28 protein-coding genes, 3 tRNA genes and 1 other RNA gene are annotated in these 24,077 nt (G+C 44.5%); 23 read left to right on the forward strand and 9 right to left on the reverse strand.

The window, feature by feature from the left end; genetic code table 11:
* Window positions 1-30: 30 nt before the first annotated feature.
* Window positions 31-158 (reverse strand) — tRNA-Thr (locus ACIM339_RS04165).
* A gap of 88 nt (window positions 159-246) precedes the next feature.
* On the opposite strand from ACIM339_RS04165, the gene ACIM339_RS04170 reads away from it, so the two are divergent.
* Together ACIM339_RS04170 and ACIM339_RS04175 are read left to right on the forward strand one after the other, a co-directional pair.
* Window positions 247-331 (forward strand) — tRNA-Ser (locus tag ACIM339_RS04170).
* 52 nt (window positions 332-383) lie between these two features.
* Window positions 384-1,346 carry a replication factor C small subunit gene (locus ACIM339_RS04175; RefSeq protein WP_015283361.1) on the forward strand — a complete coding sequence of 321 codons (963 nt, stop codon included), beginning with the start codon at window positions 384-386 and terminating at the stop codon, window positions 1,344-1,346.
* Here ACIM339_RS04175 and ACIM339_RS04180 read toward each other — a convergent pair.
* Entirely contained in the window at window positions 1,315-2,649 is a 1,335-nt protein-coding gene (locus tag ACIM339_RS04180) for a phosphomannomutase (RefSeq protein ID WP_015283362.1), read from the reverse strand. The genes ACIM339_RS04175 and ACIM339_RS04180 overlap by 32 nt on opposite strands.
* 46 nt (window positions 2,650-2,695) lie before the next feature.
* Between ACIM339_RS04180 and ACIM339_RS04185 the strand changes: the two genes are divergently transcribed.
* The 9 genes from ACIM339_RS04185 (at window position 2,696) to ACIM339_RS04220 (ending at window position 8,406) form a co-directional block, all read left to right on the forward strand.
* Window positions 2,696-4,156 (forward strand): phenylalanine--tRNA ligase subunit alpha, encoded by a 1,461-nt coding sequence (locus ACIM339_RS04185; RefSeq protein WP_015283363.1) that lies wholly within the window; start codon window positions 2,696-2,698, stop codon window positions 4,154-4,156.
* A gap of 35 nt (window positions 4,157-4,191) precedes the next feature.
* Window positions 4,192-4,310: transfer RNA gene (locus ACIM339_RS07935), tRNA-Tyr, on the forward strand.
* 68 nt (window positions 4,311-4,378) lie between these two features.
* Window positions 4,379-5,116, forward strand: a complete 738-nt coding sequence (gene psmA, locus ACIM339_RS04190) for an archaeal proteasome endopeptidase complex subunit alpha (protein ID WP_015283364.1) — start codon at window positions 4,379-4,381, stop codon at window positions 5,114-5,116.
* Between the two features lie 2 nt (window positions 5,117-5,118).
* Window positions 5,119-5,817, forward strand: coding sequence for a ribosome assembly factor SBDS (locus ACIM339_RS04195; protein ID WP_015283365.1), 699 nt, complete (start codon window positions 5,119-5,121; stop codon window positions 5,815-5,817).
* Between the two features lie 5 nt (window positions 5,818-5,822).
* Window positions 5,823-6,515: an exosome complex RNA-binding protein Rrp4 gene (rrp4, locus tag ACIM339_RS04200; RefSeq protein ID WP_015283366.1), complete on the forward strand. Its 693-nt coding sequence runs from the start codon at window positions 5,823-5,825 to the stop codon at window positions 6,513-6,515.
* Entirely contained in the window at window positions 6,496-7,239 is a 744-nt protein-coding gene (gene rrp41, locus ACIM339_RS04205) for an exosome complex exonuclease Rrp41 (protein WP_048103779.1), read from the forward strand. Before rrp4 ends, rrp41 begins: the two co-directional genes overlap by 20 nt.
* Window positions 7,232-8,044: an exosome complex protein Rrp42 gene (rrp42, locus tag ACIM339_RS04210; protein ID WP_015283368.1), complete on the forward strand. Its 813-nt coding sequence runs from the start codon at window positions 7,232-7,234 to the stop codon at window positions 8,042-8,044. Before rrp41 ends, rrp42 begins: the two co-directional genes overlap by 8 nt.
* Entirely contained in the window at window positions 8,028-8,282 is a 255-nt protein-coding gene (locus tag ACIM339_RS04215; protein WP_015283369.1) for a 50S ribosomal protein L37ae, read from the forward strand. The genes rrp42 and ACIM339_RS04215 overlap by 17 nt, the downstream gene beginning before the upstream one ends.
* A complete protein-coding gene (locus ACIM339_RS04220; RefSeq protein WP_048103781.1) occupies window positions 8,275-8,406 on the forward strand; it encodes a DNA-directed RNA polymerase subunit P in 132 nt (43 codons plus the stop codon). Before ACIM339_RS04215 ends, ACIM339_RS04220 begins: the two co-directional genes overlap by 8 nt.
* Here ACIM339_RS04220 and ACIM339_RS04225 read toward each other — a convergent pair.
* Window positions 8,399-8,842 (reverse strand): GNAT family N-acetyltransferase, encoded by a 444-nt coding sequence (locus ACIM339_RS04225; RefSeq protein WP_015283370.1) that lies wholly within the window; start codon window positions 8,840-8,842, stop codon window positions 8,399-8,401. The genes ACIM339_RS04220 and ACIM339_RS04225 overlap by 8 nt on opposite strands.
* On the reverse strand, window positions 8,823-9,242 hold the full coding sequence (locus ACIM339_RS04230) for a helix-turn-helix transcriptional regulator (RefSeq protein ID WP_015283371.1): 420 nt from the start codon (window positions 9,240-9,242) through the stop codon (window positions 8,823-8,825). The genes ACIM339_RS04225 and ACIM339_RS04230 overlap by 20 nt, the downstream gene beginning before the upstream one ends.
* Window positions 9,243-9,362: 120 nt before the next feature.
* On the opposite strand from ACIM339_RS04230, the gene ACIM339_RS04235 reads away from it, so the two are divergent.
* The 8 genes from ACIM339_RS04235 (at window position 9,363) to ACIM339_RS04265 (ending at window position 17,051) form a co-directional block, all read left to right on the forward strand.
* On the forward strand, window positions 9,363-10,250 hold the full coding sequence (locus tag ACIM339_RS04235; RefSeq protein WP_015283372.1) for a hypothetical protein: 888 nt from the start codon (window positions 9,363-9,365) through the stop codon (window positions 10,248-10,250).
* On the forward strand, window positions 10,247-10,423 hold the full coding sequence (locus ACIM339_RS07980) for a LiaI-LiaF-like domain-containing protein (protein ID WP_015283373.1): 177 nt from the start codon (window positions 10,247-10,249) through the stop codon (window positions 10,421-10,423). Before ACIM339_RS04235 ends, ACIM339_RS07980 begins: the two co-directional genes overlap by 4 nt.
* A gap of 155 nt (window positions 10,424-10,578) precedes the next feature.
* Window positions 10,579-11,562: an arsenic resistance protein gene (locus ACIM339_RS04240; protein ID WP_015283374.1), complete on the forward strand. Its 984-nt coding sequence runs from the start codon at window positions 10,579-10,581 to the stop codon at window positions 11,560-11,562.
* A gap of 17 nt (window positions 11,563-11,579) precedes the next feature.
* Window positions 11,580-12,605, forward strand: coding sequence for a M20 family metallopeptidase (locus ACIM339_RS04245; protein WP_015283375.1), 1,026 nt, complete (start codon window positions 11,580-11,582; stop codon window positions 12,603-12,605).
* A complete protein-coding gene (locus ACIM339_RS04250; RefSeq protein ID WP_162007686.1) occupies window positions 12,590-13,111 on the forward strand; it encodes an EbsA family protein in 522 nt (173 codons plus the stop codon). The genes ACIM339_RS04245 and ACIM339_RS04250 overlap by 16 nt, the downstream gene beginning before the upstream one ends.
* Window positions 13,095-13,676, forward strand: coding sequence for a DUF4125 family protein (locus ACIM339_RS04255; RefSeq protein WP_337954310.1), 582 nt, complete (start codon window positions 13,095-13,097; stop codon window positions 13,674-13,676). The genes ACIM339_RS04250 and ACIM339_RS04255 overlap by 17 nt, the downstream gene beginning before the upstream one ends.
* A gap of 40 nt (window positions 13,677-13,716) precedes the next feature.
* A complete protein-coding gene (gene hypD / locus ACIM339_RS04260; RefSeq protein WP_015283378.1) occupies window positions 13,717-16,143 on the forward strand; it encodes a trans-4-hydroxy-L-proline dehydratase in 2,427 nt (808 codons plus the stop codon).
* Window positions 16,140-17,051: a glycyl-radical enzyme activating protein gene (locus tag ACIM339_RS04265; protein WP_015283379.1), complete on the forward strand. Its 912-nt coding sequence runs from the start codon at window positions 16,140-16,142 to the stop codon at window positions 17,049-17,051. Before hypD ends, ACIM339_RS04265 begins: the two co-directional genes overlap by 4 nt.
* Window position 17,052: 1 nt before the next feature.
* On the opposite strand, the gene ACIM339_RS04270 is transcribed toward ACIM339_RS04265, so the two are convergent.
* Window positions 17,053-18,165, reverse strand: a complete 1,113-nt coding sequence (locus ACIM339_RS04270; protein ID WP_015283380.1) for an isocitrate/isopropylmalate dehydrogenase family protein — start codon at window positions 18,163-18,165, stop codon at window positions 17,053-17,055.
* A 48-nt stretch (window positions 18,166-18,213) separates the two neighbouring features.
* A complete protein-coding gene (locus ACIM339_RS04275) occupies window positions 18,214-19,524 on the reverse strand; it encodes a transglutaminase-like domain-containing protein (RefSeq protein WP_048103783.1) in 1,311 nt (436 codons plus the stop codon).
* Between the two features lie 70 nt (window positions 19,525-19,594).
* On the opposite strand from ACIM339_RS04275, the gene ACIM339_RS04280 reads away from it, so the two are divergent.
* Window positions 19,595-20,449 carry a DUF89 domain-containing protein gene (locus ACIM339_RS04280; protein WP_015283382.1) on the forward strand — a complete coding sequence of 285 codons (855 nt, stop codon included), beginning with the start codon at window positions 19,595-19,597 and terminating at the stop codon, window positions 20,447-20,449.
* 66 nt (window positions 20,450-20,515) lie between these two features.
* A complete protein-coding gene (locus tag ACIM339_RS04285) occupies window positions 20,516-21,880 on the forward strand; it encodes a hypothetical protein (protein ID WP_015283383.1) in 1,365 nt (454 codons plus the stop codon).
* Here ACIM339_RS04285 and ACIM339_RS04290 read toward each other — a convergent pair.
* From ACIM339_RS04290 to ACIM339_RS04295, 3 genes are read right to left on the reverse strand one after another with little or no spacing between them, the layout of a single operon-like run.
* Window positions 21,877-22,590: a creatininase family protein gene (locus ACIM339_RS04290; RefSeq protein ID WP_015283384.1), complete on the reverse strand. Its 714-nt coding sequence runs from the start codon at window positions 22,588-22,590 to the stop codon at window positions 21,877-21,879. The genes ACIM339_RS04285 and ACIM339_RS04290 overlap by 4 nt on opposite strands.
* Window positions 22,568-22,726 (reverse strand): hypothetical protein, encoded by a 159-nt coding sequence (locus tag ACIM339_RS07985; protein ID WP_015283385.1) that lies wholly within the window; start codon window positions 22,724-22,726, stop codon window positions 22,568-22,570. Before ACIM339_RS07985 ends, ACIM339_RS04290 begins: the two co-directional genes overlap by 23 nt.
* A gap of 58 nt (window positions 22,727-22,784) precedes the next feature.
* Entirely contained in the window at window positions 22,785-23,120 is a 336-nt protein-coding gene (locus ACIM339_RS04295) for a CopG family ribbon-helix-helix protein (protein ID WP_015283386.1), read from the reverse strand.
* Window positions 23,121-23,293: 173 nt separating this feature from the next.
* Here ACIM339_RS04295 and ACIM339_RS07755 point away from each other — a divergent pair, with 173 nt between their 5' ends.
* Both ACIM339_RS07755 and ffs read left to right on the forward strand, forming a co-directional pair.
* On the forward strand, window positions 23,294-23,737 hold the full coding sequence (locus ACIM339_RS07755; RefSeq protein ID WP_015283387.1) for a GNAT family N-acetyltransferase: 444 nt from the start codon (window positions 23,294-23,296) through the stop codon (window positions 23,735-23,737).
* 28 nt (window positions 23,738-23,765) lie between these two features.
* Window positions 23,766-24,076: signal recognition particle sRNA (gene ffs / locus ACIM339_RS07835), an RNA gene on the forward strand.
* Window position 24,077 lies beyond the last annotated feature (1 nt).

Here is a 24,077-nt window from a genome sequence, read left to right on the forward strand (position 1 = left end):
CGAAGAGTAGTACAATCATCGAATAATAAGAGCCACCGGGGGGATTCGAACCCCCGACCTGCTGATTTCCCGGTGCCCTCTCTTTCCGATGAAGCGCTTTCTCTTTAGAGAAAGGGCTCTTACAAGTCAGCCGCTCTTCCGGGCTAAGCTACGGTGGCACTGGGATAGGAGATATTTTTCTCATATTAAATTTTTCTTTTACACACTCCAGAAAAAATAAAATAAGGGAAGCGGATTTACCACGGGGCCGGGGTTGCCGAGTGGTAAGGCGCAGGCCTGGAGAGCCTGTACTCCGTTAAGGGGTGCGAGGGTTCAAATCCCTCCCCCGGCGTTTTTTGAACAACGGGCAAAATTATTTAATTTCCCAACCCATAACGGCAAATATGGAAGATGTTTGGGTTGAGAAGTACAGGCCCAAAAACCTTGATGAGGTTGTGGGGCAGAAGGAGATTGTAGAGCGTCTCAAATCCTATGTGAAGGCAAAGAGTATGCCCCATCTTCTTTTTGCAGGTCCTGCAGGAACGGGAAAAACTACGTGTGCAATAGCCCTCGCAAGGGAGTTGTTTGGGGATAACTGGAGGTCCAGTTTTCACGAGTTGAATGCAAGTGACGAGCGAGGCATAGGGATTGTCCGAACAAAGATAAAGGAGTACGCGAGAACTGCCGCGCCCAACGATGTTGGCTTTAAAATAATTTTTCTCGATGAGGCGGATGCCCTGACTCCTGACGCTCAGGCAGCCCTAAGGCGTACCATGGAAATGTACTCTCGCACCTGCCGTTTCATTCTCTCTTGCAATTACTCCTCAAAAATAATCGAGCCCATTCAATCCCGATGTGCCGTTTTCAGGTTCACACCTCTGAAGGCTGAGGATATAAAAAAGAGGTTGAGATACATAGCGGAGAACGAAGGCAAGGAAATCACGGATGATGCCCTTGATGCCATAGTTTACATTTCATCTGGGGATATGCGCAAGGCCATAAACATTCTCCAGATGTCCGCGGCCATATCGGATACCATCGATGAGGGTACAGTTTACAAGGCTACAGGCATTGCAAAGAGGGAGGATGTTGAGGAAGTGGTAAAAAAGGCATTGGGTGGGGATTTCATATCTGCCAGAAACAAGTTGAACAAACTCCTTGTGGAGCTGGGCCTCTCTGGAGAGGATGTAATAAAGCAGATTCACCGTGTGATTTACGATTTGCCCATTGATGACAGGCTCAAGGTTGAACTACTTGATAGAACGGGAGAGATAGAGTTCAGAATGGTTGAGGGGGCCAACGAGCGTATCCAGCTTGATGCTCTCCTGGCCTATTTCACCCTTGCAGGGAGAAGAGAAAATCTCTGACCAAGCGAAGCCCAAAGTTCACAAGTTCCCTTGCCCTCTCCTCTGATGAGGCATCGGAGAAAACCCGTATCACATCCTCAGTGCCTGATGCCCTTATGAGGAGCCAGGAATCTTCGTAAATAAGTTTAACTCCATCGATCCTTAGTATTTTTTCCACACCTATTGGCGGGTTCTTTTCAAGAAAATCACCTATTCTCTCAACGACTTTTCTCTTCATCTCCCTTTCAACTGGGAATTTTTCCTTTATCTGGTAATATCTCGGAAATTCCTGTAGAAGTGAATCCAGAGTTGAACCTGTTGAGTTCATAATCCTGAGAATCTTCAGGGTGGTCAGTACCGAATCACCCCATAGGGTTGAGGGAGGGAATATATATTTCCCGGTCTCCTCGTAGCCAAAATCTGCGTTGTATTGCAGTATGTGCTCTGCGATCTCAGGAGGCCCCACCGGGCAGTATATTACCTTAAAGCCTCTATCATTGGCCACTTTTTCAATGAGTTTGGATGAATTTATTGGAGTGACAATTTTTTTTCTTGCATAGTGCGAAGCCAGTAGTGCACCTATTGAATCCTCAGAATAAACATTACCTGAGGAGGCGAAGAGAACACGGTCTGCATCCACATCAGTTCCGATTGCCAGGTCAAAGTCATTGGATAATTTTGCCAACTCTACAAGATTTTCCCTTCTGGGCTCCGATGGTCTGTTGGGTACGGGCCTTCTATCGCAGTTTATGCATCTCACAGCAAAGCCCAGGTCCTCAAAAATTCTGTTTATGATACCAGCCCCCGCACCGTTGGCAGGATCAATAAGTATTTTGTATCCATCAAGCCCCCTTGCCTCCCCTTCCACGAACTTCATATAATTTTCAAGGGCATCATCGTAAATTGGCTCCTTTATCCTGTCCCACGGCACAAGTTTGTAATCCTTTCTTTCGTATATTTCTTCAATTTTTTTCGATTTGTCCCAGTACATATCTCTTCCAAGTTCGTCCACAGCCACAATTCCTATTATATGGGGTGGTGTGTGTGAGCCCGTGACTATGATTCCCCCGTCCATAAAATCTGCCACGTATCTTGCAAAGATGGGAAGGGGTATGATCCCAAGGAGGTGCACTTCCGCTCCTGCTCCAAGCAAACCAGATACCAGGGCGTCTTCAATCATCTTTGCTCCATAACGATTATCCCGGGCCACGGCAATCTTTCCCGAAAATGAAGAGCCATAGGCCAGCCCTATCTCAGCTGCCAGTTGTGGAGTTATGTCTTTATTTGTGACACCCCTTATCCCGGCAGTGCCGAAGAGTTTCATAGGTGGAGTATTGCAAATTATTTAAAGAAGTTGCCCATGCACTAGTATGGAACTCAGTAACCTCGAAAAGCGTGTTCTCCTTGCCATCAAAGAAGCGGGCAAAGATGAGGTAAGCACCGATGAAATATTGGAAATCGGAAAATTCTCGCAGATGGTTGAGGTTATGAACGCGCTCTCCTGGCTCAGGGTAAAGGGACTCGTTAAAATAAGGGAGAAGATGGATGTGGAGTACTGCCTCAACAGGGATGAGGAATTGCCAGAGGTTCAGATATATGAAATTCTGAAGGAGAGGAGGGAGTTAGAAATAAGGGAACTGTTCAAGATCCTTCCCAAGAACGTTGTGACCGTTGGAATGGGGCATCTAAGGAAAATGGGGATCCCTCTTGAAAATGGAAAACTCAAGTTTGTGAATGTTGATGATGAGATTGAGAAAAGGAAAAACCTTTTGAGCTTGCTGAGGGAGCGGTGCTTGAAGGAGGGTGAGGTTGACCTTGAGATAATTAAGGATCTTCTTCGCAGAAAGGGGCTTATAAAGAAGAAGGAGCGCATAATAAGGTACGTCTCTCTGACGAATCTCGGAAGGAAGATTCTGGATGAGGGAATTGAGATAAAGGAGGAAATCACGCAACTCACTCCTGAATTGATTCAGACGGGAAAATGGAGAGATTACGAGTTGAAGCGTTATGATGTGGGCCTATTCGCCCCGAGGATGTACTCTGCCAAGCCACATCCCCTAACGCAAATAATAGAGAAGATTCGCAGGATATTCCTTATGATGGGCTTTGACGAGGTTCAGGGTGAGTATGTGGTCAGTGCCTTCTGGGATATGGATGCCCTTTTCATTCCGCAGGACCATCCTGCCAGGGAGATGCAGGACACCTTCTACCTTAAGAAGCCTGCAAGGATTCCAATTGAGGATCGTGGATATATGCTCAAGGTAAAGGATATGCACGAAAATGGGGGAGGTATAAGCCGTGGCTGGCGGTATGAATGGAGTGAGGAAATTGCAGAGAGGGCAATGCTCCGTACCCATACAACGGTGAATTCCATAAGGTATCTTTACGAGCATCGCAAGCCTCCTGTGCGTATGTTCTCCATCGGACGGGTATTCCGAAGGGAGAATATGGACTCCACACATCTTCCCGAGTTCACCCAGATAGAGGGCATATACATGGACGAGGATGCCAATTTTCAGGTCCTTCTGGGCATTCTCAAGGAATTCTACTCCCTCATGGGCTTTCCAACCATAAGATTTCGTCCCTCCTATTTTCCCTATACGGAGCCCAGCCTTGAGGTGGAGGTGTATTACAACGACCAGTGGCTAGAACTGGGGGGTGCGGGCATATTTCGCCCGGAGGTCACAGAGCCCCTGGGCATAGAGTATCCTGTACTTGCATGGGGCCTCGGATTGGAGAGGCTGGCAATGATAATCCTTGGTCTCAAGGACATAAGGGACCTTTACATAAGTGACATTGACTGGCTACGCAATCAGCCCTTGCTAAGATAAAATCTTAAATACCCCTTTTTATTTCTCCCATTTGACCCGGCTTAGCTCAGTCTGGCTAGAGCGGCGGACTGTAGTTGGGATGCATCCGAGGGCGGATGCAAAACGCCGCTCAGCAGAGATCCGCAGGTCCCCGGTTCGAATCCGGGAGCCGGGACTTATATTTGGGCATAAAGTTTTATAATGAGTGCGTATATTCCATTCAAAGTTGAGAGGTGATAGAAGATGCAACCAGCGCAGATGGCGTATGATAGGGCAATAACAGTGTTTAGTCCCGATGGAAGATTGTTTCAGGTTGAGTATGCTCGAGCAGCCGTTAAGAGGGGTACCACCACTGTGGGATTGAAGTTCAAGGATGGGGTTATCCTGATGGCGGATAAGAGGATAAGAAGCAGACTGCTTGAGCCCAAGAGCATGGAGAAGATATTTGTGATTGATGACCATATCGGGTGTGCCACCTCCGGCTTGGTAGGGGATGCCAGAGTTCTCGTGGATTATGCCCGTTTAGTTGCTCAGATCGAGCGTGTAACCTATGGGGAGGGTATATCCGTTGAACACCTGGTAAAGCGCGTAAGTGATTACAAGCAGCAGTACACCCAATATGGTGGTGTGAGACCCTTCGGGGCATCCCTCCTGATAGCCGGTGTTGATGATAGGGGGATTTACCTTATGGAGACGGATCCAAGCGGCACCATAATGGGTTATAAGGCCGACTGTATTGGAGGAGGTCGCGAAACGGTGATGGAGTTATTTGAAAATGAGTATCGTGAGGATATGGATTTCCATGAAGCACTGATGCTCGGTCTTAAGGCCATAGACATGGTCAACGAGGAGGAGGTCAATCCCATAACGCTTGAAATCGGTTACATAAAGAAGGGTGAGAATTTTACTTTGATGAGCGATGATGAAGTTGCCAAATATGTTGAAGAGTATAAGAAGAGCAAGGAAAGTAAAGAGGAGTGAAAATGGTAAGGCTTGAGGATGCCATCATTGCACGTTACGAGCATGCCGGCCACAGATTTGAGATTCTTGTTGACCCGGATGCCATAGACGACATAAAATCGGGGAAGATAACAAACATCGTGGATTACATGGTCATAGATGAGATTTTTAAGGATGCGCATAAAGGAGATAGGGCAAGTGAGGAACTTGTGAAGGAGGTATTTGGCACCACCGATGTGAATGAGGTTGCAAGGCAGATAATACTAAAGGGTCAGGTGCAATTAACCACAGAGCAGAGACGCAAGATGCTTGAGGATAAGAAAAGGAGAATAATAATGGAAATTGCGAGAAATGCCATAAATCCGCAAACTGGAGCACCGCATCCTCCACAGCGTATTGAATTGGCCATGGAGGAGGCCAAGGTACATATAGATCCCCTCAAGTCTGTGGAAGCCCAAGTTCCTATTGTGTTGAAGGCCCTAAGGCCCATAATTCCAATTCGGTTTGAAAAATTAAAAATAGCCGTCAAGGTTAGTGGAGATATGTACGGAAAGATTTACGGTGAATTGAGCAAGATGGGTACCCTACTTCAAGAGGAGTGGCAGAAGGATGGTTCCTGGATAGGTGTGGTTGAGATACCCGCCGGCATGCAAGGAGAGTTTCTTGATATGCTTAATAAGAAAACCCATGGTAACGTTCAGACCAAGATTTTAAGGAGGTAATGAATATGGAAGGAAAGGTTGGAATACGAAAAATTGTTGTTCCGGGAGAGGAAATTGATGAGAATGGTAAGCCCGGCAACGGGGTTTTTGTGGAGAATGGCAAGATGTACTCTGCCTATCTGGGCATTGTGGATCTCCGTGCCGGGTATGTTAATGTTATACCTCTCTCTGGATGCTACATACCGAAAAAAGGAGACAAAGTGATAGGAAAGATAATAGACCTTGCGCCTATGAACTGGGTTGTGGATATAAACGCGCCCTACTACGCGCCTCTGCATGTTAATGATGTGCCGTGGCGTGTTGATTTTGGAGATACAGGGAGATACCTCAGCATAGGTGACGTTGTACTTGCAAAGGTCAGCAATGTGAACGAACTTGGACAGGTGTGGATAACCCTGAAAGAACCCGGATTGCGCAAACTGGAGGGGGGACACATAATAAAGATCTCTCCATTCAAGGTGCCTCGGGTGATAGGTAAGGGTGGTTCAATGATTCAGATGTTGAAGGAGTACACAGGGTGCCGCATATATGTTGGACAGAACGGAGTTATATGGATCTCCGGCTCTCCCGAGGGAATTGTAACAGTGATAAAGGCAATACGAATGATAGAGAGTGAAGCCCACACATACGGACTGACAGATCGTGTTAAAGAATTTTTGGAGGAAAATAGAGGTGATAATGATGGGAATGAAGAGTGATATCAGGCTCATAGATGATAATGGACTTCGCATAGATGGCAGACTACCCAATCAACTGCGCCCGATAAAGATGGAAGTTGGTGTGCTTGAAAGGGCTGATGGCTCCGCTTATATAGAGTGGGGTGGAAACAAGATAATGGCTGCCGTGTACGGGCCCCACGAGGCCTATCCAAAGCATGTTCAGGAGGCTGACAGAGCGATTGTGCGCGCAAGGTACAGTATGGCTCCATTTAGTGTGGACGAACGCAAGAGGCCGGGCCCTGACAGGAGGAGCATAGAATTAAGCAAGGTCATAAGTGAGGCACTTACAAGCGTAATCTTTGTGGAGAAATATCCGAGAACAAGCATAGATGTGTACATTGAAGTTCTTCAGGCGGACGCTGGTACGAGGGTCGCAGGCATAACTGTTGCCTCTCTTGCACTTGCAGATGCGGGCATTCCTATGCGAGATTTGATTGTTGGATGTGCTGCTGGCAAGGTGGATGATGTGGTTGTTCTTGATCTAAACAAGGAAGAGGACAATTACGGCCAGGCTGACGTTCCAATGGCCATTCTACCACGCACAGGAGAGATAGCACTTCTTCAGATGGATGGAGATCTGACATACGAGGAACTCACAACAGCCATGGAGATGGCAATGGATGCAGCCAAGAAGATACATGAGATGCAGGTTGAAGCGCTCAAGAGGAAGTATATAAACGAGGAGGTGAGTGATGATGAGTAACTCAAAATTCACCGCTGGTGTTGTGCCAGAGATGCAGAGAAAGTACATACACAAACTGGCATCACAGGGTACCCGTGTTGATGGGCGGAATTTTGACGAGATCAGAGAGTTAAAAATAGTTAGGGGTAAAATACCAAGAGCCGAAGGTTCAGCTCTTGTTGAGCTGGGACGTACCAAGGTTCTTGTTGGTGTTAAAATAGAGCCAGGTACTCCTTTTCCGGACACTCCTGCTCAGGGGATTCTCACGACCAATGCAGAACTTTCACCAATGGCCTCTCCCACATTTGAGCCGGGTCCCCCTGGAGAGGAGGCAATAGAACTCGCCCGTGTGGTGGATCGCGGTATTCGTGAGGGCCATGCCATTGATCTTGAGAAACTGGTTATAGAGGAAGGAGAGCAAGTATGGGTGGTGTTTATCGACATTCATGTGCTTGACTATGATGGAAATCTCTTTGATGCCTCAGGGTATGGAGCTTTAGCAGCACTTACCGAGGCCACAGTTCCAGCCGCGAAACACGAATTGGGTGAGGATTTCAAGTTGCCCGTGCAGCATTACCCCGTGCCGGTTACATTTGCAAAGATTGGAAACTGGCTTGTGGCGGATCCAAATCTGGATGAGGAGAGCATAGCATCCGCGAGATTGACAGTAACCACAAATGAAGAGGGCAAGATAAACGCCATGCAAAAGGGCCTGAGTGGGACATTCACCTACGAGGAGGTGCAGAAAGCTATAAATATGAGCATGGATATCGGCCGAAAGGTCAGGGATATAATTCTGGGTGATTCAAATGGCCAAGAGGACTAAGAAGGTTGGCATCGCGGGGCGCTTCGGCCCCAGGTACGGCATATCTTTGCGTTATAGATGGGCAGACATAATGAAGGAGAAGGAGAAAAAGCATCTATGCCCAAGATGTCATCGCTATTCAGTCAAGAGGCTCTCCACCGGAATATGGGTATGCACCCATTGTGGCTTGAAATTTGCTGGAGGTGCCTATACCCCTGATGTCTATAAGGAATGGAGAAGGGTGAGGGTTAATGTATAGGTGCATAAGATGTGGAAAGCCATTAACCAGCGAGTTGGGAGTGCAACAGCTGGAGTGTGAATGTGGAAGCAGGATGTTCTACAAAGAGCGCCCAAATATGAAAAAGGTTGTGTACGCTATTTAACCATTCTCACCCACTTTTCAGCTTTTTCTTTTCTTTTAAATCCCAATTTCTCGTAAAATTTTATCGCCTTCTCGTTCCCTTCTCCAACCCACAGTTCAATCCTTGAAGGTTTAAGTTCCTCCATTGCTCTCTCAATCAATTTTTTTCCTATGCCCTCATGTCTGTGTGTTGGAAGCACAACTATCTCGTGTATTGCCCCCACATGAGAATGCTCAAACTTGCTGTACCAGAACCTATTGCAGAAGATGAAGCCCACAATTTTATCATTATCCTCAGCTACGAAGAAGCATTCTGGATCCTCTTCGTACAGATCTTCAATGTACTTTCTGGCCCTATCTATGTCCCTCTCCCCGTATTCTTCAAGACCTTTGTAGGCTTCCATAAGTATTTGCGGCAGATACTGCAAATCTTCCCTCTTACCCTTCCTTATCTTCATTTTCGATCACCCAGGAGAACCTTTTCTCCATATCTTTTCTGGCTCTCAAGTACTCATTTTCAGTTATCTTTCCATCCACCAGCATCCTATCCAGGGTAAGCAACTCCTCCTTATATCTGTTTTTTATTGCCAATATGTGGTTCTCCACCAACTCTTCAAAATTTTGAAAGAAATCCTCCCCCTCTGAGGTGATGCGATAAAAAACCATGGGCCTTCTACCCATCTTTATTCTTTTGTCCACCATCCCGTATAGGTATAGTATTGAAAGATGCTTATCCACACCCTGCCTAGTTATACTCAACTTTTCTGCAATTTCCTCAGGATGCTTTTCCTCCCTTAACATTCTCAGAATCTTTATGCGCACTGGAGTGAGTACATCGGTAAATTGCTCCGTATTCATAGTTTTCCATAGGACAAAATCATATATCAACTTTTAAGTTGAAAAATCAAATACAAGGTGGAAGTTTTAACAAAAAACTTTTATAAAAATTATTAAATATCCTGAATTCATGGAGGTCTTATGGAAGATGAATTCATAAGAAAACTGAGGGAAAAATACGAGAGGGGCGAGATAAGCCGTGAGACCTATGAGGATATTTTGGCCAGATACGAGGAAGAGAGCGGAAAGGAGGAAGGGCCTGAAGAATCGCGCATCTTTTCTGAAGAGAGTGTGGCCGATATTGTGGACAGGGCCATGGAGACGGCAATGAAGGGCGTTGAATCTGCGATGAAAGATTTGGAAATGGATATGGAAAAAACTTCTTCTAGGAAAAAGGGAAACAGGAGTTATAAATGTGCAGGCTCCTGCGTTCTTGGTCCTGGTAGGTACGATTACATATCCGCTGCAGGGAGTTTGAAAATAACAGGAGATGTAATTGCCGAAAGGATCTCTGTATCTGGAGCGCTCAAGTCTGAGGGGAATATAGAGGCAGAGATGCTAAGGTGCTCTGGATCTGCAAATATAGAAGGATATGTTATCTCAGAAAATTTAAACGCTGCCGGTGTTTTTAAGGCAAAGGATTTATCGGGAGAGAATATAAAGATTTCAGGTAGTGTATCTTCTGGCAAATTAAAGGGCGAGAGCATTCGTATTGGGGGAGTCATAGATGCAGAACAGTTAGAGGGAGAGGAAATAAAGATAAAACTCAGTAAAAAGAAGAGTAGGATAGGAGAAATTTATGGAGAAGAGATAAGGATTGAATGCGAGCGCGGGTTCTTTAGAAAATGGTCCGGTAAGCTGGAAGTGAGAAAAATTGAAGGAGAAGAGATACACATTGAAAGTGTTGTGGCAGACCTTGTGAAAGGTGAGGAGGTTATTGTGGATGATGGCTGCGTCATTGAAACACTGGAAGCAAAGGAAATGAAGATAAGCAAGAACGCCAGGGTTAAAAATGTGGTGAGAAAATGATGCATGGCATTGATACGGGGAGAATAATTGGAGGAATTTTTCTGATTTTGATAGGTGTGCTCTGGCTTCTGGATATGCTCGGGTTTATCAAATTCAACATCTGCATAATCGGGCCATTGCTTCTAATCGCCTCAGGATTTGCCCTGCTTATCAAGAGAGATGATTGGTGGTGAGCATGAGCGTGGTTGCGAAAAATGTGGGATTTCACCGCAGATGATGCGGGTTATAATCGGAATAATCAGGTTCACCAAGACGATGAAATTGGGAATGGAGTGATGCACCATTTATGTCCAGAAATAATTAAATAAGAAGAAAAGAATGCGGTTTCATGCTGGAAATTCTGCTCCACATAAAGAAGCGACTTTACCTCTACGTTACCCTGATTTTTATTCTCGCCCTGATTGCAGGGCAGTTATGGGATTTCGAGCACATGAACATCATGCCCATAAGCATCCTGGCAGTTTTCATGATGCTCTACCCCATGCTCACGGGTATGGAGATAGAGAAGGTGAAAAAGGCGGGGAGAAATTATAAGTTGATAATCACCACGCTCATATTTGCATACTTCATAGCATCTCTAACCGCATTCTTTCTCTCCCGTACCGCGCTTGTTAATTATCCTGATTTAGCTCTTGCGCTGGTGCTGGTTGGCGCCATTCCATGCTCCAACATGCTGATAGGATGGAGCGGCATAGCGGATGCCAGCGTTCCAGACGCTCTCGTAATAGCTGTGGCAGGGCTTCTTCTCATTCCTTTCATCTCTCCCCTACTCATCTATATAAGCGGAGGAATCTTCGCAGAAATAAATCTCATGCAGCTCATAGTGATTCTCCTCCTCTACATACTCGTACCTCTCTTCTTTGGAGCATTTACGAGAAGGACAATAATAAAAAAACGTGGCAGGGAGTACTTCATGTCAATAAAAAAGTATCTTCCCGGGGTCTCTGCGCTTGGAATACTTCTCATCGTTTTCTTCTCAGTGGCAAAGGTTTCTCAGAAGGTCCTTGGGGAGCCACAGGTCTTTCTCCTTGTTTTAGGCACCCTGGTACTTTATTACATCATCCAGACAGCGCTTTCTGTGCTCGCAGCCAAGATGCTTCATCTCCATTATTCCCAGGGAATGATCCTTATTCTGGGTGCCACGGCGAGCTCGCAGGCCATCTCTCTCTCCCTCGCCGCAACGGTGTTTCCCTCGTTAACGGTATTTGCCCTTTCATTTAAGCCAATCATACAGGTATTTTACATTATGCTCCTGATATATGGATTGGGTCCATGGCTTCGTAGATTTTTGGGAGAAAAGGTTAAAGAATAGGATGGAGATACACACCTATGGATCTCAAAATTGAGGAACTCGTTGAGCTTGCAAAAATCAGAAGTGAGACGGGATACGAATCTAAAATTCTTGGGTTTATTGAGGAGAGACTGGATGCTATGGGCATGGAGTACGAGCGCATGCCCGTGGATGAGGAGAGGTACAACATAATAGTGAATCCTGAGGAAAAATTCATGGTGAATGCGCATGTTGATACTGTGGGCGATTACTTCCCGCCAGAGGTTGAAGGCACGATTCTATGGGGTAGAGGAGTTATGGATGACAAGGCAGGAGTTTTAATAATGCTCAAGCTAATTGAAGAATTCAGAGATAAGCTCCCAGTTTCTTACGTGTTCTTCGTGGACGAGGAAGAGGAGGGAAAGGGCTCAAAGAAATACGCTGAGAAGTACGCGCATGATTTCGCCATAACAATGGAGCCCACATCCCTGCGGGTTTGCACCGCTGAAGCGGGAAGCCTTGAGCTTGAGTTTGAGTTCTGGGGTGAGGCCATGCACGGCTCATGCGCGGAGGAGGATAAAAATGCAATATGGCACGGGGTGAATTTCCTCTCGTCTCTTCGGAGAATGAAGTTTTTGAAGGCGGAGCACACTCTTCTTGGCTCTCCCGCCATAAATGTTGAGATGTTCGATGGGGGTGATTATCTTTTAGCAGTGCCGGAAAGCGCCAAGGCACTGGTGGATTTCGTGTATCTTCCTGGTCAAACGGCGGTGGAGATAATTGACGAGGTGAACCGCCTGAGCAGGAAGTACAATGTGAATCACATGATTTACGATCTTTCGCCTCCATTTGAGATATCGTATAGGAACAGGAGAGTGAAAGAGTTTATGAAGTATGCTGAACTCGGGGGATTCAGGAGCTGGAGCGACGCTCAGAATTTAGTGGAGAAGGGCACGCCCACTGTGGTCTTTGGCCCGGGAGAGCTGAGAAACGCTCACACACAGAATGAGCATGTGGATATGAAAGATGTGGAGAAAGCGTATGAAATATTGGCGAAGGTGCTGAAAGATTGGAGCAGAGGATGAGCATGAATATTCAGGGAAATATCCTTCACGAGGAACGCATTCATTTTTATCTTGTGTCCCTTATTTTCATACCTTTGATTTTCATTTTCTCTGCAATTCTGCTCTATCAAATCTTTGTGGCTCCTATTGGTTCAAAGCCTGCTCCTAACTGGTTCTTTTTGCTAATGATAATAATTTTTCTCATATTTGAGCTAGGTTTTCATTCTTATTATTTGATAATCACATCAGATCAACTTATTGTAGGATTTCCTATGTATAAAAAATATATTCCATGGAATAAAATCAAAGATGCAAAAATAGACACAAAAAATGCATGGAGATATGGAGGTTATGGAATAAGGGTTGTGAGCAAAAAAGGTAAAAAAACCTTAGTAATAATTATACCCGGTACAAAAAAATTGACTCTCAAGTTAAAAGATTTAAAATGGGATTCCATAGTTGTCTCTGTGAAAAATGTAGATAATGCTCTTAATTATATAAGACAGGAGATTGAAATTCATAAATAAAAAAGGGTGTAAAACAGAAATGAATAAAGATGAGCTACTTGAAAAAATAGTAAAATTAGAATATCAAATGTTTGAGCAACTAAAAACTAATAATGAGGAATGCAAAAGAAAAAATACATTTTTTCTTATGAGAAAGGCTAGGTTTTATCCACTCTCTGAAAAAACTTTAAATATGTACCTTGAGGATTTGAAAGAGGCTGAAGTGAGGGGCGAGAATCCCTTACTTATGAAGTATAGGTGCATGGAGATGGGAATATTCAGAGCAGGAGAGATGATTGAAGATATTGTAAAAATTGAGAGTGAATGGATGGCGGAATTAATGAAAAAATATCCGCATGTATTTGCCAAAAGAATAGAGGATTTTGAGAGGTATCTTAGATGCGAACTTCTCACATTTTCCGTTGAAACCCTTAAGGGTTATTATGGAGATGTCAGAAATATGAAAAGGATGGGAGTGAACATGGCCGAATTGTCCTACGAATATCTTTTCAGAAAGATGGGATACGGGAGCATAAGGGAGGTGAATGAATCCAGAGAAAAAGGATTAAATAGTGGAGTTATATGAGATTTCTATATAAGGAGGTGTAGATTTGACAGAGGCAATAATGCAAGCATCGCCCCTTGCGAGGAGGGAAATGGAGAAAAGGAGGAAGGTTATAAAGCCCGTGAATGAGAGAATTGCAAGGCTGAGGGAGGAAAGTGTGAATTCGGAGGTAAGGATTTCCTCCGAGAGGGGCAGGTTAATAACAGAGTTTTATAAGAGGGGTATGGGTAAGGGGAAATCAATACCTGTTCAGCGGGCCATGGCATTTAGATACATTATGGAGAATGTGAGTTTGCCGGTGGAGGATGGGCAGCTAATTGTAGGTATTAGGGGCACGGGTCCCAATGAGGTGCCAACTTATCCTGAGATAAATGTGCATACCCTTGAGGATCTTGAAATTCTGGATAAGAGAGAAAATATGCCATATAAGGTTGATGAAAAAACTAAGAAATTGTACAAAGAAGAAATTATACCCTTCTGGAATGGAAGGGCCATGAGGGATATCATTTTTGATAATTTACCTGAAGAATGGATTGATGCATATGAATCTGGCATATGGACTGAGTTTATGGAGCAGCGCTCACCTGGGCATACAGCCGGGGGAGACAGGATATTCAAAATGGGTATTGAGGATATAAAGAGAGAGATAAAGGAAGTTATGGAGAATCTTGATCCCCATGCACCGGATTATTATGAGATGAGGGAAGAACTCAAGGCCATGGAAATAGTGGCTGATGCCATTGTTATTTATGCCCATCGCTATGCTGAGAAATTAGAGGATATGGCAAAGAAGGAGAAAAATGAGGAGAGAAAAAAAGAACTGGAGCGGATAGCGGAGATATGCAGATGGGTTCCTGAGCATGCTCCCAGGGATTTCTGGGAGGCTCTGCAACATTACTGGTTCATTCATGTTGGCATAACCTATGAGACAAACCCCTGGGATTCCTTCAGCCCTGGTAGGATAGATCAGAATCTCTATCCATTTTACAGTAAGGATTTGAAGGAGGGAAAGATAACAAGGGAGAGGGCCAAGGAACTTTTAGAGGCCCTATGGCTAAAATTCAACAACCAACCCGCGGTTCCCAAGGTTGGGGTAACGGCAGAGGAGAGTTTCACCTATAACGACTTCTCAAAATGGAACATTGGGGGCCTAAGGGAGGATGGCTCCGATGGCGTAAATGAACTATCCTATCTAATTCTGGAGATTCTCAACGAGATGAGAACCCTCCAACCAAATACATCGGTGCTCATAAGTGACAAAAATCCAGATAGGTTTCTTATTGAGGCCCTTAAGGTTGTGGGTCCTGGGTTTGGAGAGCCGCCCCTTTTCAATTACGATGAACTCATAGTGAGGCTTCTAAGACAGGGGAAGAGCCTGGAGGATGCTAGAAATGGAGGTGTTAGTGGATGCGTTGAAAGTGGTGCCTTTGGTAAGGAAGCCTACATTTTAACGGGTTATTTCAACCTTCCAAAGATATTAGAAATCACGCTTAACAACGGGTATGACCCGAGAACTGGAAAGAAGATAGGAATGGAAACTGGTGATCTAAAGAACTTCAGAACCTTTGAGGAACTATGGAATGCTTTCTTGAAGCAGATCAAATATTTCCTGGACATAAAGATGAGGGGTAACGATATTATAGAGAGCCTCTATGCAAGATATTTACCCGTGCCATTTTTATCTTTATGGATAGAGGACTGTGTGAAAAATGCCAGGGACTACAATGCAGGGGGGGCAAGATACAACACCCAGTACATCCAAGTTGTTGGTCTGGGCACAGTCACAGATTCCCTTGCATCCCTGAAGTACAATGTTTTTGATAATAGAATCTTCAATATGGATTCTGTTTTGAAAGCCTTAAAAAATAATTACGAGGGGTATGAGATAATGCGCCAGAGATTCCTGCATCGCACTCCCAAATATGGAAATGATGATGATTACGCCGATGAGATTGCAAAGAGAATAGTGGATGTTGTGGTTGATATGATAGAGAGTTATCCCCTTTCCCCTGTGAGAAAGGCATCTAGGAGAGCGTATTTTCTACCAACAACTGTCCATGTGTATTTTGGAAAGGTAACAGGAGCAACTCCAGATGGAAGATTGGCAGGTTACCCAGTTTCGGAGGGCATCTCTCCCGTACAGGGTATGGATAAGAAGGGCATAGTGGCAGTTTTCAGATCCGTTATCAAGTGTGATTGGGCTAAAACGGGAGGGGCACTTCTCAATCAAAAATTAACTGGAGACCTGCTCGAAAATGAGGAGAACATAAGGAAACTTGCCTATCTGATAAGAAACTTTTTCCGATGGGGAGGTCATCATGTTCAGTTCAATGTTGTGAGTAGTGAGGTGCTAAAAGAGGCTCAAGAAAGGCCAGTGGATTTTCAGGATCTGATGGTGAGGGTTGCAGGATACAGCGATTATTTTGTAAATCTCCCCGAAGGATTACAGGATGAAATAATAAAAAGGACGGAGCACGAGGATGTATGAAGAGCGTTGAGGGAATAATCTTTGATATTAAGAGATACGCCATTCATGATGGTCCAGGAATAAGAACAACGGTATTTATGAAGGGATGCCCGCTGAGATGCATATGGTGTCACAATCCTGAGAGTCAGAAAAAAGATTTTGAGATCATGTACTTTGAATACAAATGTATCCATTGTCATACCTGTCAGATGGTTTGCCCTGAAAGGGTCATATATTTTGATGAGAATGAGGTGCAACATTTTGACAGGGGAAAATGCACATACTGTGGCATATGTACTGATAACTGCCCCACCGGAGCACTTGAGTTTGTGGGAAGAATAATTACGGTTGATGAATTGATGATGGAAATTGAAAAGGATCTCACCATATTTGATTCATCAGGTGGAGGGGTGACATTTTCTGGAGGGGAACCCCTTATGCAGCCCGTATTCTTAAGAGAATCGCTTAAAAGGTTGAAGGAGATGCATGTGCATACCGCTTTAGATACCTCAGGGTATGCCTCCAGAGATATAATAGAATCCATAATGGATTATGTTGATGTTTTTCTCTACGATATCAAATTGTATCAGGATGAAGAGCACATAAAGTATACGAGCGTATCAAATAAAATAATAAAGGAAAACCTCAAATTCTTAGCCGAATCTGGAAAGAATGTAGTTCTCAGGTTTCCCGTAATTCCAACAATCACCGACAGGGAGGAGAATGTAGATGCCTGGATTGAGTTCATAAAGAATCTTCGAAGTATAAAGGAAATAGATCTTTTACCGTATCACGATGTTGCTGAAAAATTCAAAAGGCTTGGGAGGAAATATGAAATGGATGTCCATAATTCTCCTTCCCAAGAAACCATGGAGAAAATAAAAGAAAAATTTGAGGAAATTGGTTTATTTGTGAAGATAGGGGGATGAGTTACTGTTCTGCGTACTTCTTTGCTATCTCCCTTGCCATATCTAGGGTAGATGCATTTCCACCCATATCGTATGTCCTTACCTTTCCTTCTTCAACCACAATTTCAATCGCTCTTTCCAGCCGGGCGGCTTTTTCTTTCTCTCCGAGATAATCCAGCATCATTCGCACTGCTCGAATCGTGGCAATGGGATTCACCTTGTAAAGACCCGCGTATTTAGGCGCTGAGCCGTGCACAGGCTCAAACACTGCATAATTGTCTCCTATGTTGCCGGATGCAGCGAATCCTAAGCCCCCTACGAGCTGAGATGCCAGATCGGAGAGAACATCTCCGAATAGATTTGAGGTCACGATTACATCGTACTTCTCTGGATTCTTTATGAGCCACATGGCCTGCGCATCTATGTTAGTTTCCCACATTTCAATTTCAGGATACTCTTTATGTATTTCCCTTGCCACTCTCACAAACAGCCCGCTGGTCTCACGCAGCACATTCGGCTTCTCAGCCACGGTGACATTTTTCAGATTGTTCTCCTTTGCAAACTCAAATGCCGCTCTTATTATTCTCTCCGCTCCCTTTCTTGAGATTATGCGAAGGGATATCGCCTTATCCACGCCGATGAACTTCTGGTAGCGGGGATGCGTCTTGAATGCATTTTCAATCTCTTCAGGCACGGGATAGTACTCCACGCCGCTGTAAAGCCCCTCGGTGTTTTCCCTGAATACGGTAATATTTATCCCTTCTCTGTAATTGAGAGGATTGCCCTTGTACGCCTTTGCAGGACGCACATTGGCGTAGAGGTCAAACATCTGCCTCAGTTTCACAATGGGGCTGTAGTACTGCAATCCCTTGCCCTGCAACTCAGGTGCCAGTTCTTTTTGCGCCTCCTCTTTGGGTTTTGAGGTTATCGCTCCAAACAATGCGCAGTCAGTCTGCTTTAAAAGCTCCACGGTTCTATCAGGCAGTGGATTTCCCTCCCTGCGCCAGAACTCCCAGCCTATGTCTCCGTATAGATACTCTGCATCCAGAGCTATTTCATCAAGCACTATCATCGCCGCCTCAATAACTTCCTTTCCAACACCATCTCCGGGCAAAACGGCAATTTTGTAACTCATTTTTTCATCCTCCACCTAGTAATCGCAATGAAATATTTAAAGGGTATCTCATATCCTTCTGAACTCCTTAACGAAAATCTCCGTGGTGAACTCATCAAAGTAAATGTTCCTTCTTTTGTTCTCTATCTCTCCCCTCTGATTATCCACAGGATCAGATCTCCAGAAGTTCTTTTCAGGTGTGAACTCAACCATAAAATCATCGTTGGCAATCATACGAAATGCATCTAAATTTCCAAAGTAGAATTTGTTTCTCTTTCTACCATGTCTCCTGAAATTGCCAAAGGATGCATCCACAGGAAGCCAGGTATTATTCACATATACCTGAGCCCAATCATGGGGACTTGCGAATTTTGGAGTTATAAACCATCCACTCTGCCATTTTGCCGGGATTCCTACCGCTCTGCACAGGGTGATAAAAAGAAGGGCAAACATACCACAATCTCCACGCAGAGATGTGGCCACATATTCACCTATGTTATCATACATACAGTACTCTCTTACATAGGTGTAGTTGGTGTTTTTGGTAATCCACTCATATATTTTCAGTGCCTTCTCATAATCATCCTTGCACCCATCCACTATTTTCCATACAAGATCCCTTATGTACGGGGTAAATACCACATGTGGCAATTTTTCATTTTTATTCTTATCAATATTGGCATATCCTTCAATTCCCCCTTTCACTTCAGAAATTGTATATTCAAACTCCACAAAGAACTCTTTTTCATATCCTTCAAGGTATATGGTTCTCTGGGCTGCATCATTTTCCGCCAAATAATATTTTGGATGGGATGTCTTGATCAATCTCACCCTCTCTATTTGAAAATTCTCCTTGGGAAATGGGAGCCATACCCTGTAATTTCCTTTTCTTTTTACCTTGACCTTTATACCACCAACAATCTTGTATTTTCTCAAATCCCCATTCAAAATTCTTCCCATAGCTTCATCTATTATCATCCTTGCATATTTACTTGCATCATCCTTTATAATTCCTCTTCTGGCAATTTTGGGATTTAAGAAAAACAGGTTCTCCACGAATCTTTCATAGAACCTCTCTTCACCCTCCACATACGCTCTATCCACAATCCCCTCGCTTATCCATTCATCCAGCTCCTCCTCCCGGAACTCTTTAATTTTCTCACCCAAAATCTTCAGGGCATCCCCCCTATTCCATGGATAATCCTTTCTCATTCTTCTCATTCTCTCCAGTTCATATTCTAGGCGGAGTTTTAAGATGGGATGAATATCCCTTTTTTCGATTTCTCTTATTATCTTCTCAGCACCTTCATAATTACCAAGGGTAATTTCCTTTTTCACCTCCACTGGCAGGGGTACCACCAAAAAGGATAGGTCATTCATGAATAGCATATTCCATCATTCCTTTTTAACTCTTCCGCCAAATTTAATATGTGGAATGGCATGCCCATCCATGCGACCTCAGCCGGAATGCCTCGCCTGTATATTTCGCCGTGCAGTTTTTGAGGCAAATCTCGTGGATTCAGAGAAGGCCATGCCACTTGTCAAGTCTCTCCTAAATCTCCTATGCGAGGAATTTGATGAGAACAAGCCATCCATCAAGGTTTGGACCAAGGTGCATAAAAGGGTAAACGAAGTTCTCGGCACGGATGATCCCTATGGGGACCTGAAAAAAAGGGCAAATGAAATTGCCATGCAGCTTTTTCCCAGGGCCCTTGAATATTATGAAAACTCGGAGGATAAATTGAGAGCCGCAGAACTTCTGGCCATAATAGGCAATGTGCTTGATTTTGGAGTTGGTATAAACTCCCCGGAGGAATTCGAGGATGTGTTTAACAGATTAATTGAGGAAGGAATAGGATACGATAATACCGATGAACTTCGCAAATATCTTAAGGGACATGTGGTTTACATCACTGATAATTGTGGAGAAATTGTGTTTGACAAGATCCTCATAAGGGAGATAAGAAAATATGTGGATAAAATTACCCTCCTCGTTCGTGGCAAACCAATTCTATCGGATGCCACAAGGGAGGATGCCATTACCGTTGGATTGGATAAGGAAGTGGATGAAATCCGTGATACTGGGATGTTCGCTGTGGGTGTCGATATGGATCGAGCCTCAGACGAATTGAAGAATCTACTTTATTCTGCAGATTTGATAATAGCCAAGGGTATGGGAAATTATGAAGCTTTGAGCGAGAGCGATTTGAAGCCAATTGCATATTTGCTCCGCACAAAATGCGAACCGGTGGCGAGGGATATCGGTGTGCCCAAAGGGACGAATGTGGTAAAGGTTAAAGTGTGAATGCATTGGAATGCAATGAAATCTATAAATATGTTGAAAACCATAATCCTTTGGTGAGGTGAGTATATGAGGGGATTAAGATCGCCGGAAGGTTTTGTTGGAAATTCAAGAAGATGGGAAGGGAAAAAGGGCTCCAAGAAAATGTTTCTGACTGTTGCAGTTATTTCCATACTGCTCTTTGGATCTCTTGTGGTGTTTCTTGGAAGCTCTCTGTCCACAGCGAATAATGCGGGGTATGTGCCATTGAAGAATAGCGAGAAAATGCTTGGAAATGGAGGTTCTACTCCATACATATGCTATGGAAACGGAACCTTCGTAACTCTATGGTTTGGGAAGGATTCTTCGGGTAACTGGATGCTCAATGCTACTCAGATGGATGTTTATGGAAATATATTGAAAACCACAACGATCACCTCCGATATAGCGCTCTACAATAGCAAGCCAAGTGGCATGGGGCCGAGGATGGCCTATGATCCATATTATAAGATATTCTTTATGATATGGTACAGCAGCAACAAATCCTTGGATGGGTTGGTTTTGAATGATACACTGGTCCCGCAGGGCTCTCCAGTTGTGCTCAATTCTACTGTGAGTGTTAATTATCATGGCTTCGGTCTCACGTATATCGGGGAATCAAAGTTTCTGGTCTCTTGGAGCGATAACAAGTATGACAATTACTATAGGATTGTTGAGTATGTAAATGACTCTCTTGTTCTTGGAAACATAGAAAAAGTATCCTCGGATGCTCAGCATTCCCATTTAAACAACATGGTTGCCTATGATCCTCTAACGGGGAATATAATGGTCATCTGGAGAAATTCCACAGGGAAGAGTGGGGTTTACAACATAACTGGAAAGATATTCAATGGCAGTATGGATATAGTTAAAAATGATTTTACAATAGCCAATGGATACAAGGAAGGCATGAGCTATGACATGCCAAATATTGCAGCGGGTGATGGAAGATTTATGGTGATATATGGAAACAGGAGTTCTCCTTACGATGTGTATGGTGTAATAATAAATGCCTCCAATGGAGAAATAATGAAAACCTTCCTTATAGGTCAGTCCTATGTTGGTTTGAAGTACTACGGAATGGGTATTGCTTACAATGGCAGTGGGGGATTCATGGTTGCATGGCCCAATAGCAATAAGAACATTGAGGCGACACTCTATTCTTGCAACGGTACCAAGGTGGCGGATATGTTGGTAACAAACACATCCCACAGTGAAGAGGCACCCATGGTTGCTGCCGGATTCATACCAACAAGAGCAAGTAACGTTGTGTACCAGTTTGTATGGTATGATTATACATCCAGTACTGTGAACACGGCCAACTATTCAGAATCTGCGCTTGTTCCAGAGTTCACAGCTCTTGTACCCGTGCTTGCAGTTCTCATAGTTGCTATTGCGGTGAGAAGAAGACATTAAACCTCAAAATTCTCTTTTATTATTTTTAAGAGTTCTTCCAGAATGATATTGTTGAGTTTCTCTCCAAGTTCTTTGCTTGCACCTTGCGGGTTGCTGAATGTTGCGTATGGCACAAACTCCCTGTAATCGGGAGTGACCATGTATTTGCCCACGGGCATTTTTTCAAATTTGTAATTCTCCTTGACCAACTCTGGGCGAATTGCCATAACACGCGAGGTTTCTAATACACCCGCGTGGCCATCGTCCTCAGGAACTAATTTTCCGCGGTACTGGTAGGCTATGTAATAATCTGATAGGAGCATGATCTTCACTCCATTTCCTGCCATTTCCTCACATGCAAGTCTCAGTGCGGCCATATGATTTGTGCTCGCATGCCCAGAGAGCACGATGATTTTTCTACCACCGTGTTTTACAACCTCCTTCAGTATATCAAGGACCAGGTTTTTGAGCGTTTCAAACCCTACTGAAATTGTTCCCGGAAATGAGCTCAGTCCCTTAGTCCAGCCGTAGTGAATGGGTGGAAGAATTATGGCGTTCATTCTTTTTGCAATCTCCTCTGCAAGCCAGAGGGGCTGAATCATATCCGTGTTTAGGGGAAGATGGTATCCATGGGCCTCCACACTTCCAATTGGAAGTATTATCACAGGTTCAGATTTGAGCAATTCCTCAATTTCTGGATATGTGTATTCATCCCAGTACAGCCTCTTCACCTACCTTCACCTCTTGAATATGCATCTCCTGGTTTACGGGCTCCTCTATCCATGTTGTTAGTCCATGCTCCTCGCAGTAGTATATGTTCAATTTTTCGTTGTACTTCGCCTTTTTTCCACATATAACGCATATCATTTTTATCACCTCTTGAACCTGAGGCCAGGGATAAACCCTGGCCAGCGCATCCCATCCCCTAAATTAGTGATGATTCGTCCAGTGCGTTTATTAATTCCTCTTTCCAATTTCTGCGATACTCCATCTTCTTTACTCTAAGCCATAGGGATACGGACTCGCTTATCACATGCTCCCTATCCAGGGCATAGCCCTTCTCCACAAACAGGTCCACCTGATTTAGGAGATTTCTCGGTATGCGAATGCACACACGCACTCTATGCCACTCCTCCTCCTTTTCCCTCACGTAATCTTCCAGCAACTGGCGCATAATCTCAGATACCGTCTTTCCTTCCCTCTCCGCAAGGTCCTCGATCTTGACCTTAAGTTCGTCGGGTACTCTGGCTGCTATAATCATATTCCTCACGTTTGACAATTGTTTAACAAGATGTAATGCAATCACCCATATATTTTACTTTTGGTAAAACACATGATAAAATCAATTTACGTTTTAATATCTTTGTAAACAGCGAGAATTTATGCATTTGATGTGTGGGAAATTGTTATATAGAATGCTCCGGTTTTACAGGTATGGAAGGCTTTGTGGTACGGGATTTCAGACTTGAGGATTACGATGCGGTCATAAATATATGGCGTGAAACAAGCCTCTACAGTGAGGAGCGGGGAGATGACCTAAACACCATACAAAGAACCATAGCTCATGGTGGAAAGTTGCTTGTTTTGGAGAAAGCGGGTGAGGTTCTGGGCACCTCTTGGCTTACCACCGATGGAAGGAGGTTATTCATTCAGTACTTTGCCATCCGCCCGGATTATCAGGGTTTTGGGCTTTCCCATCTTCTTATGAGGGCCTCCCTTGACTATGCAAGGCGGCTGGGTTTGCAGGTTAAACTTGAGGTTCACAGGAACAATAAAGTGGCGAGGGCGCTTTACGAGGGATACGGATTCAAACCTTTGGGGGATTACGATGTTTACATTCTCCGTGATCCCGCTTCACTCGGAAATGGAAAACATTAATATACCCGTGGAGATTAATCGGAACTGGTGCCAGGCTAGGCCGGGGGGTTAGGCGTCCCCTGTTACCCGAAATCGTCTATATGCGGGGGCGACAGCCGGGGGCGGTGTAACCAGGTCCGCCTCAGACCATGCGGTCCTGTTGAAGTCCTGTCCTCCGGGGTCGCGGGTGTGCCGCGAGCTTTCGGAGGAAAGCTGCGCGGCACTTTGCCACGGGAACCCCGCCAGGCCCGGAAGGGAGCAGCGGTACCGTGGACCGTTGGCGCTCGGAGGGTAGCGGGGCGGAGGGACCGTATGGGCCCCTGGGTCGGATTCTGGGCATCCACCCCGGTGTGCCTGGCAC

It is taken from the genome of Aciduliprofundum sp. MAR08-339 (assembly GCF_000327505.1).
Lineage (GTDB): Archaea > Thermoplasmatota > Thermoplasmata > Thermoplasmatales > Aciduliprofundaceae > Aciduliprofundum.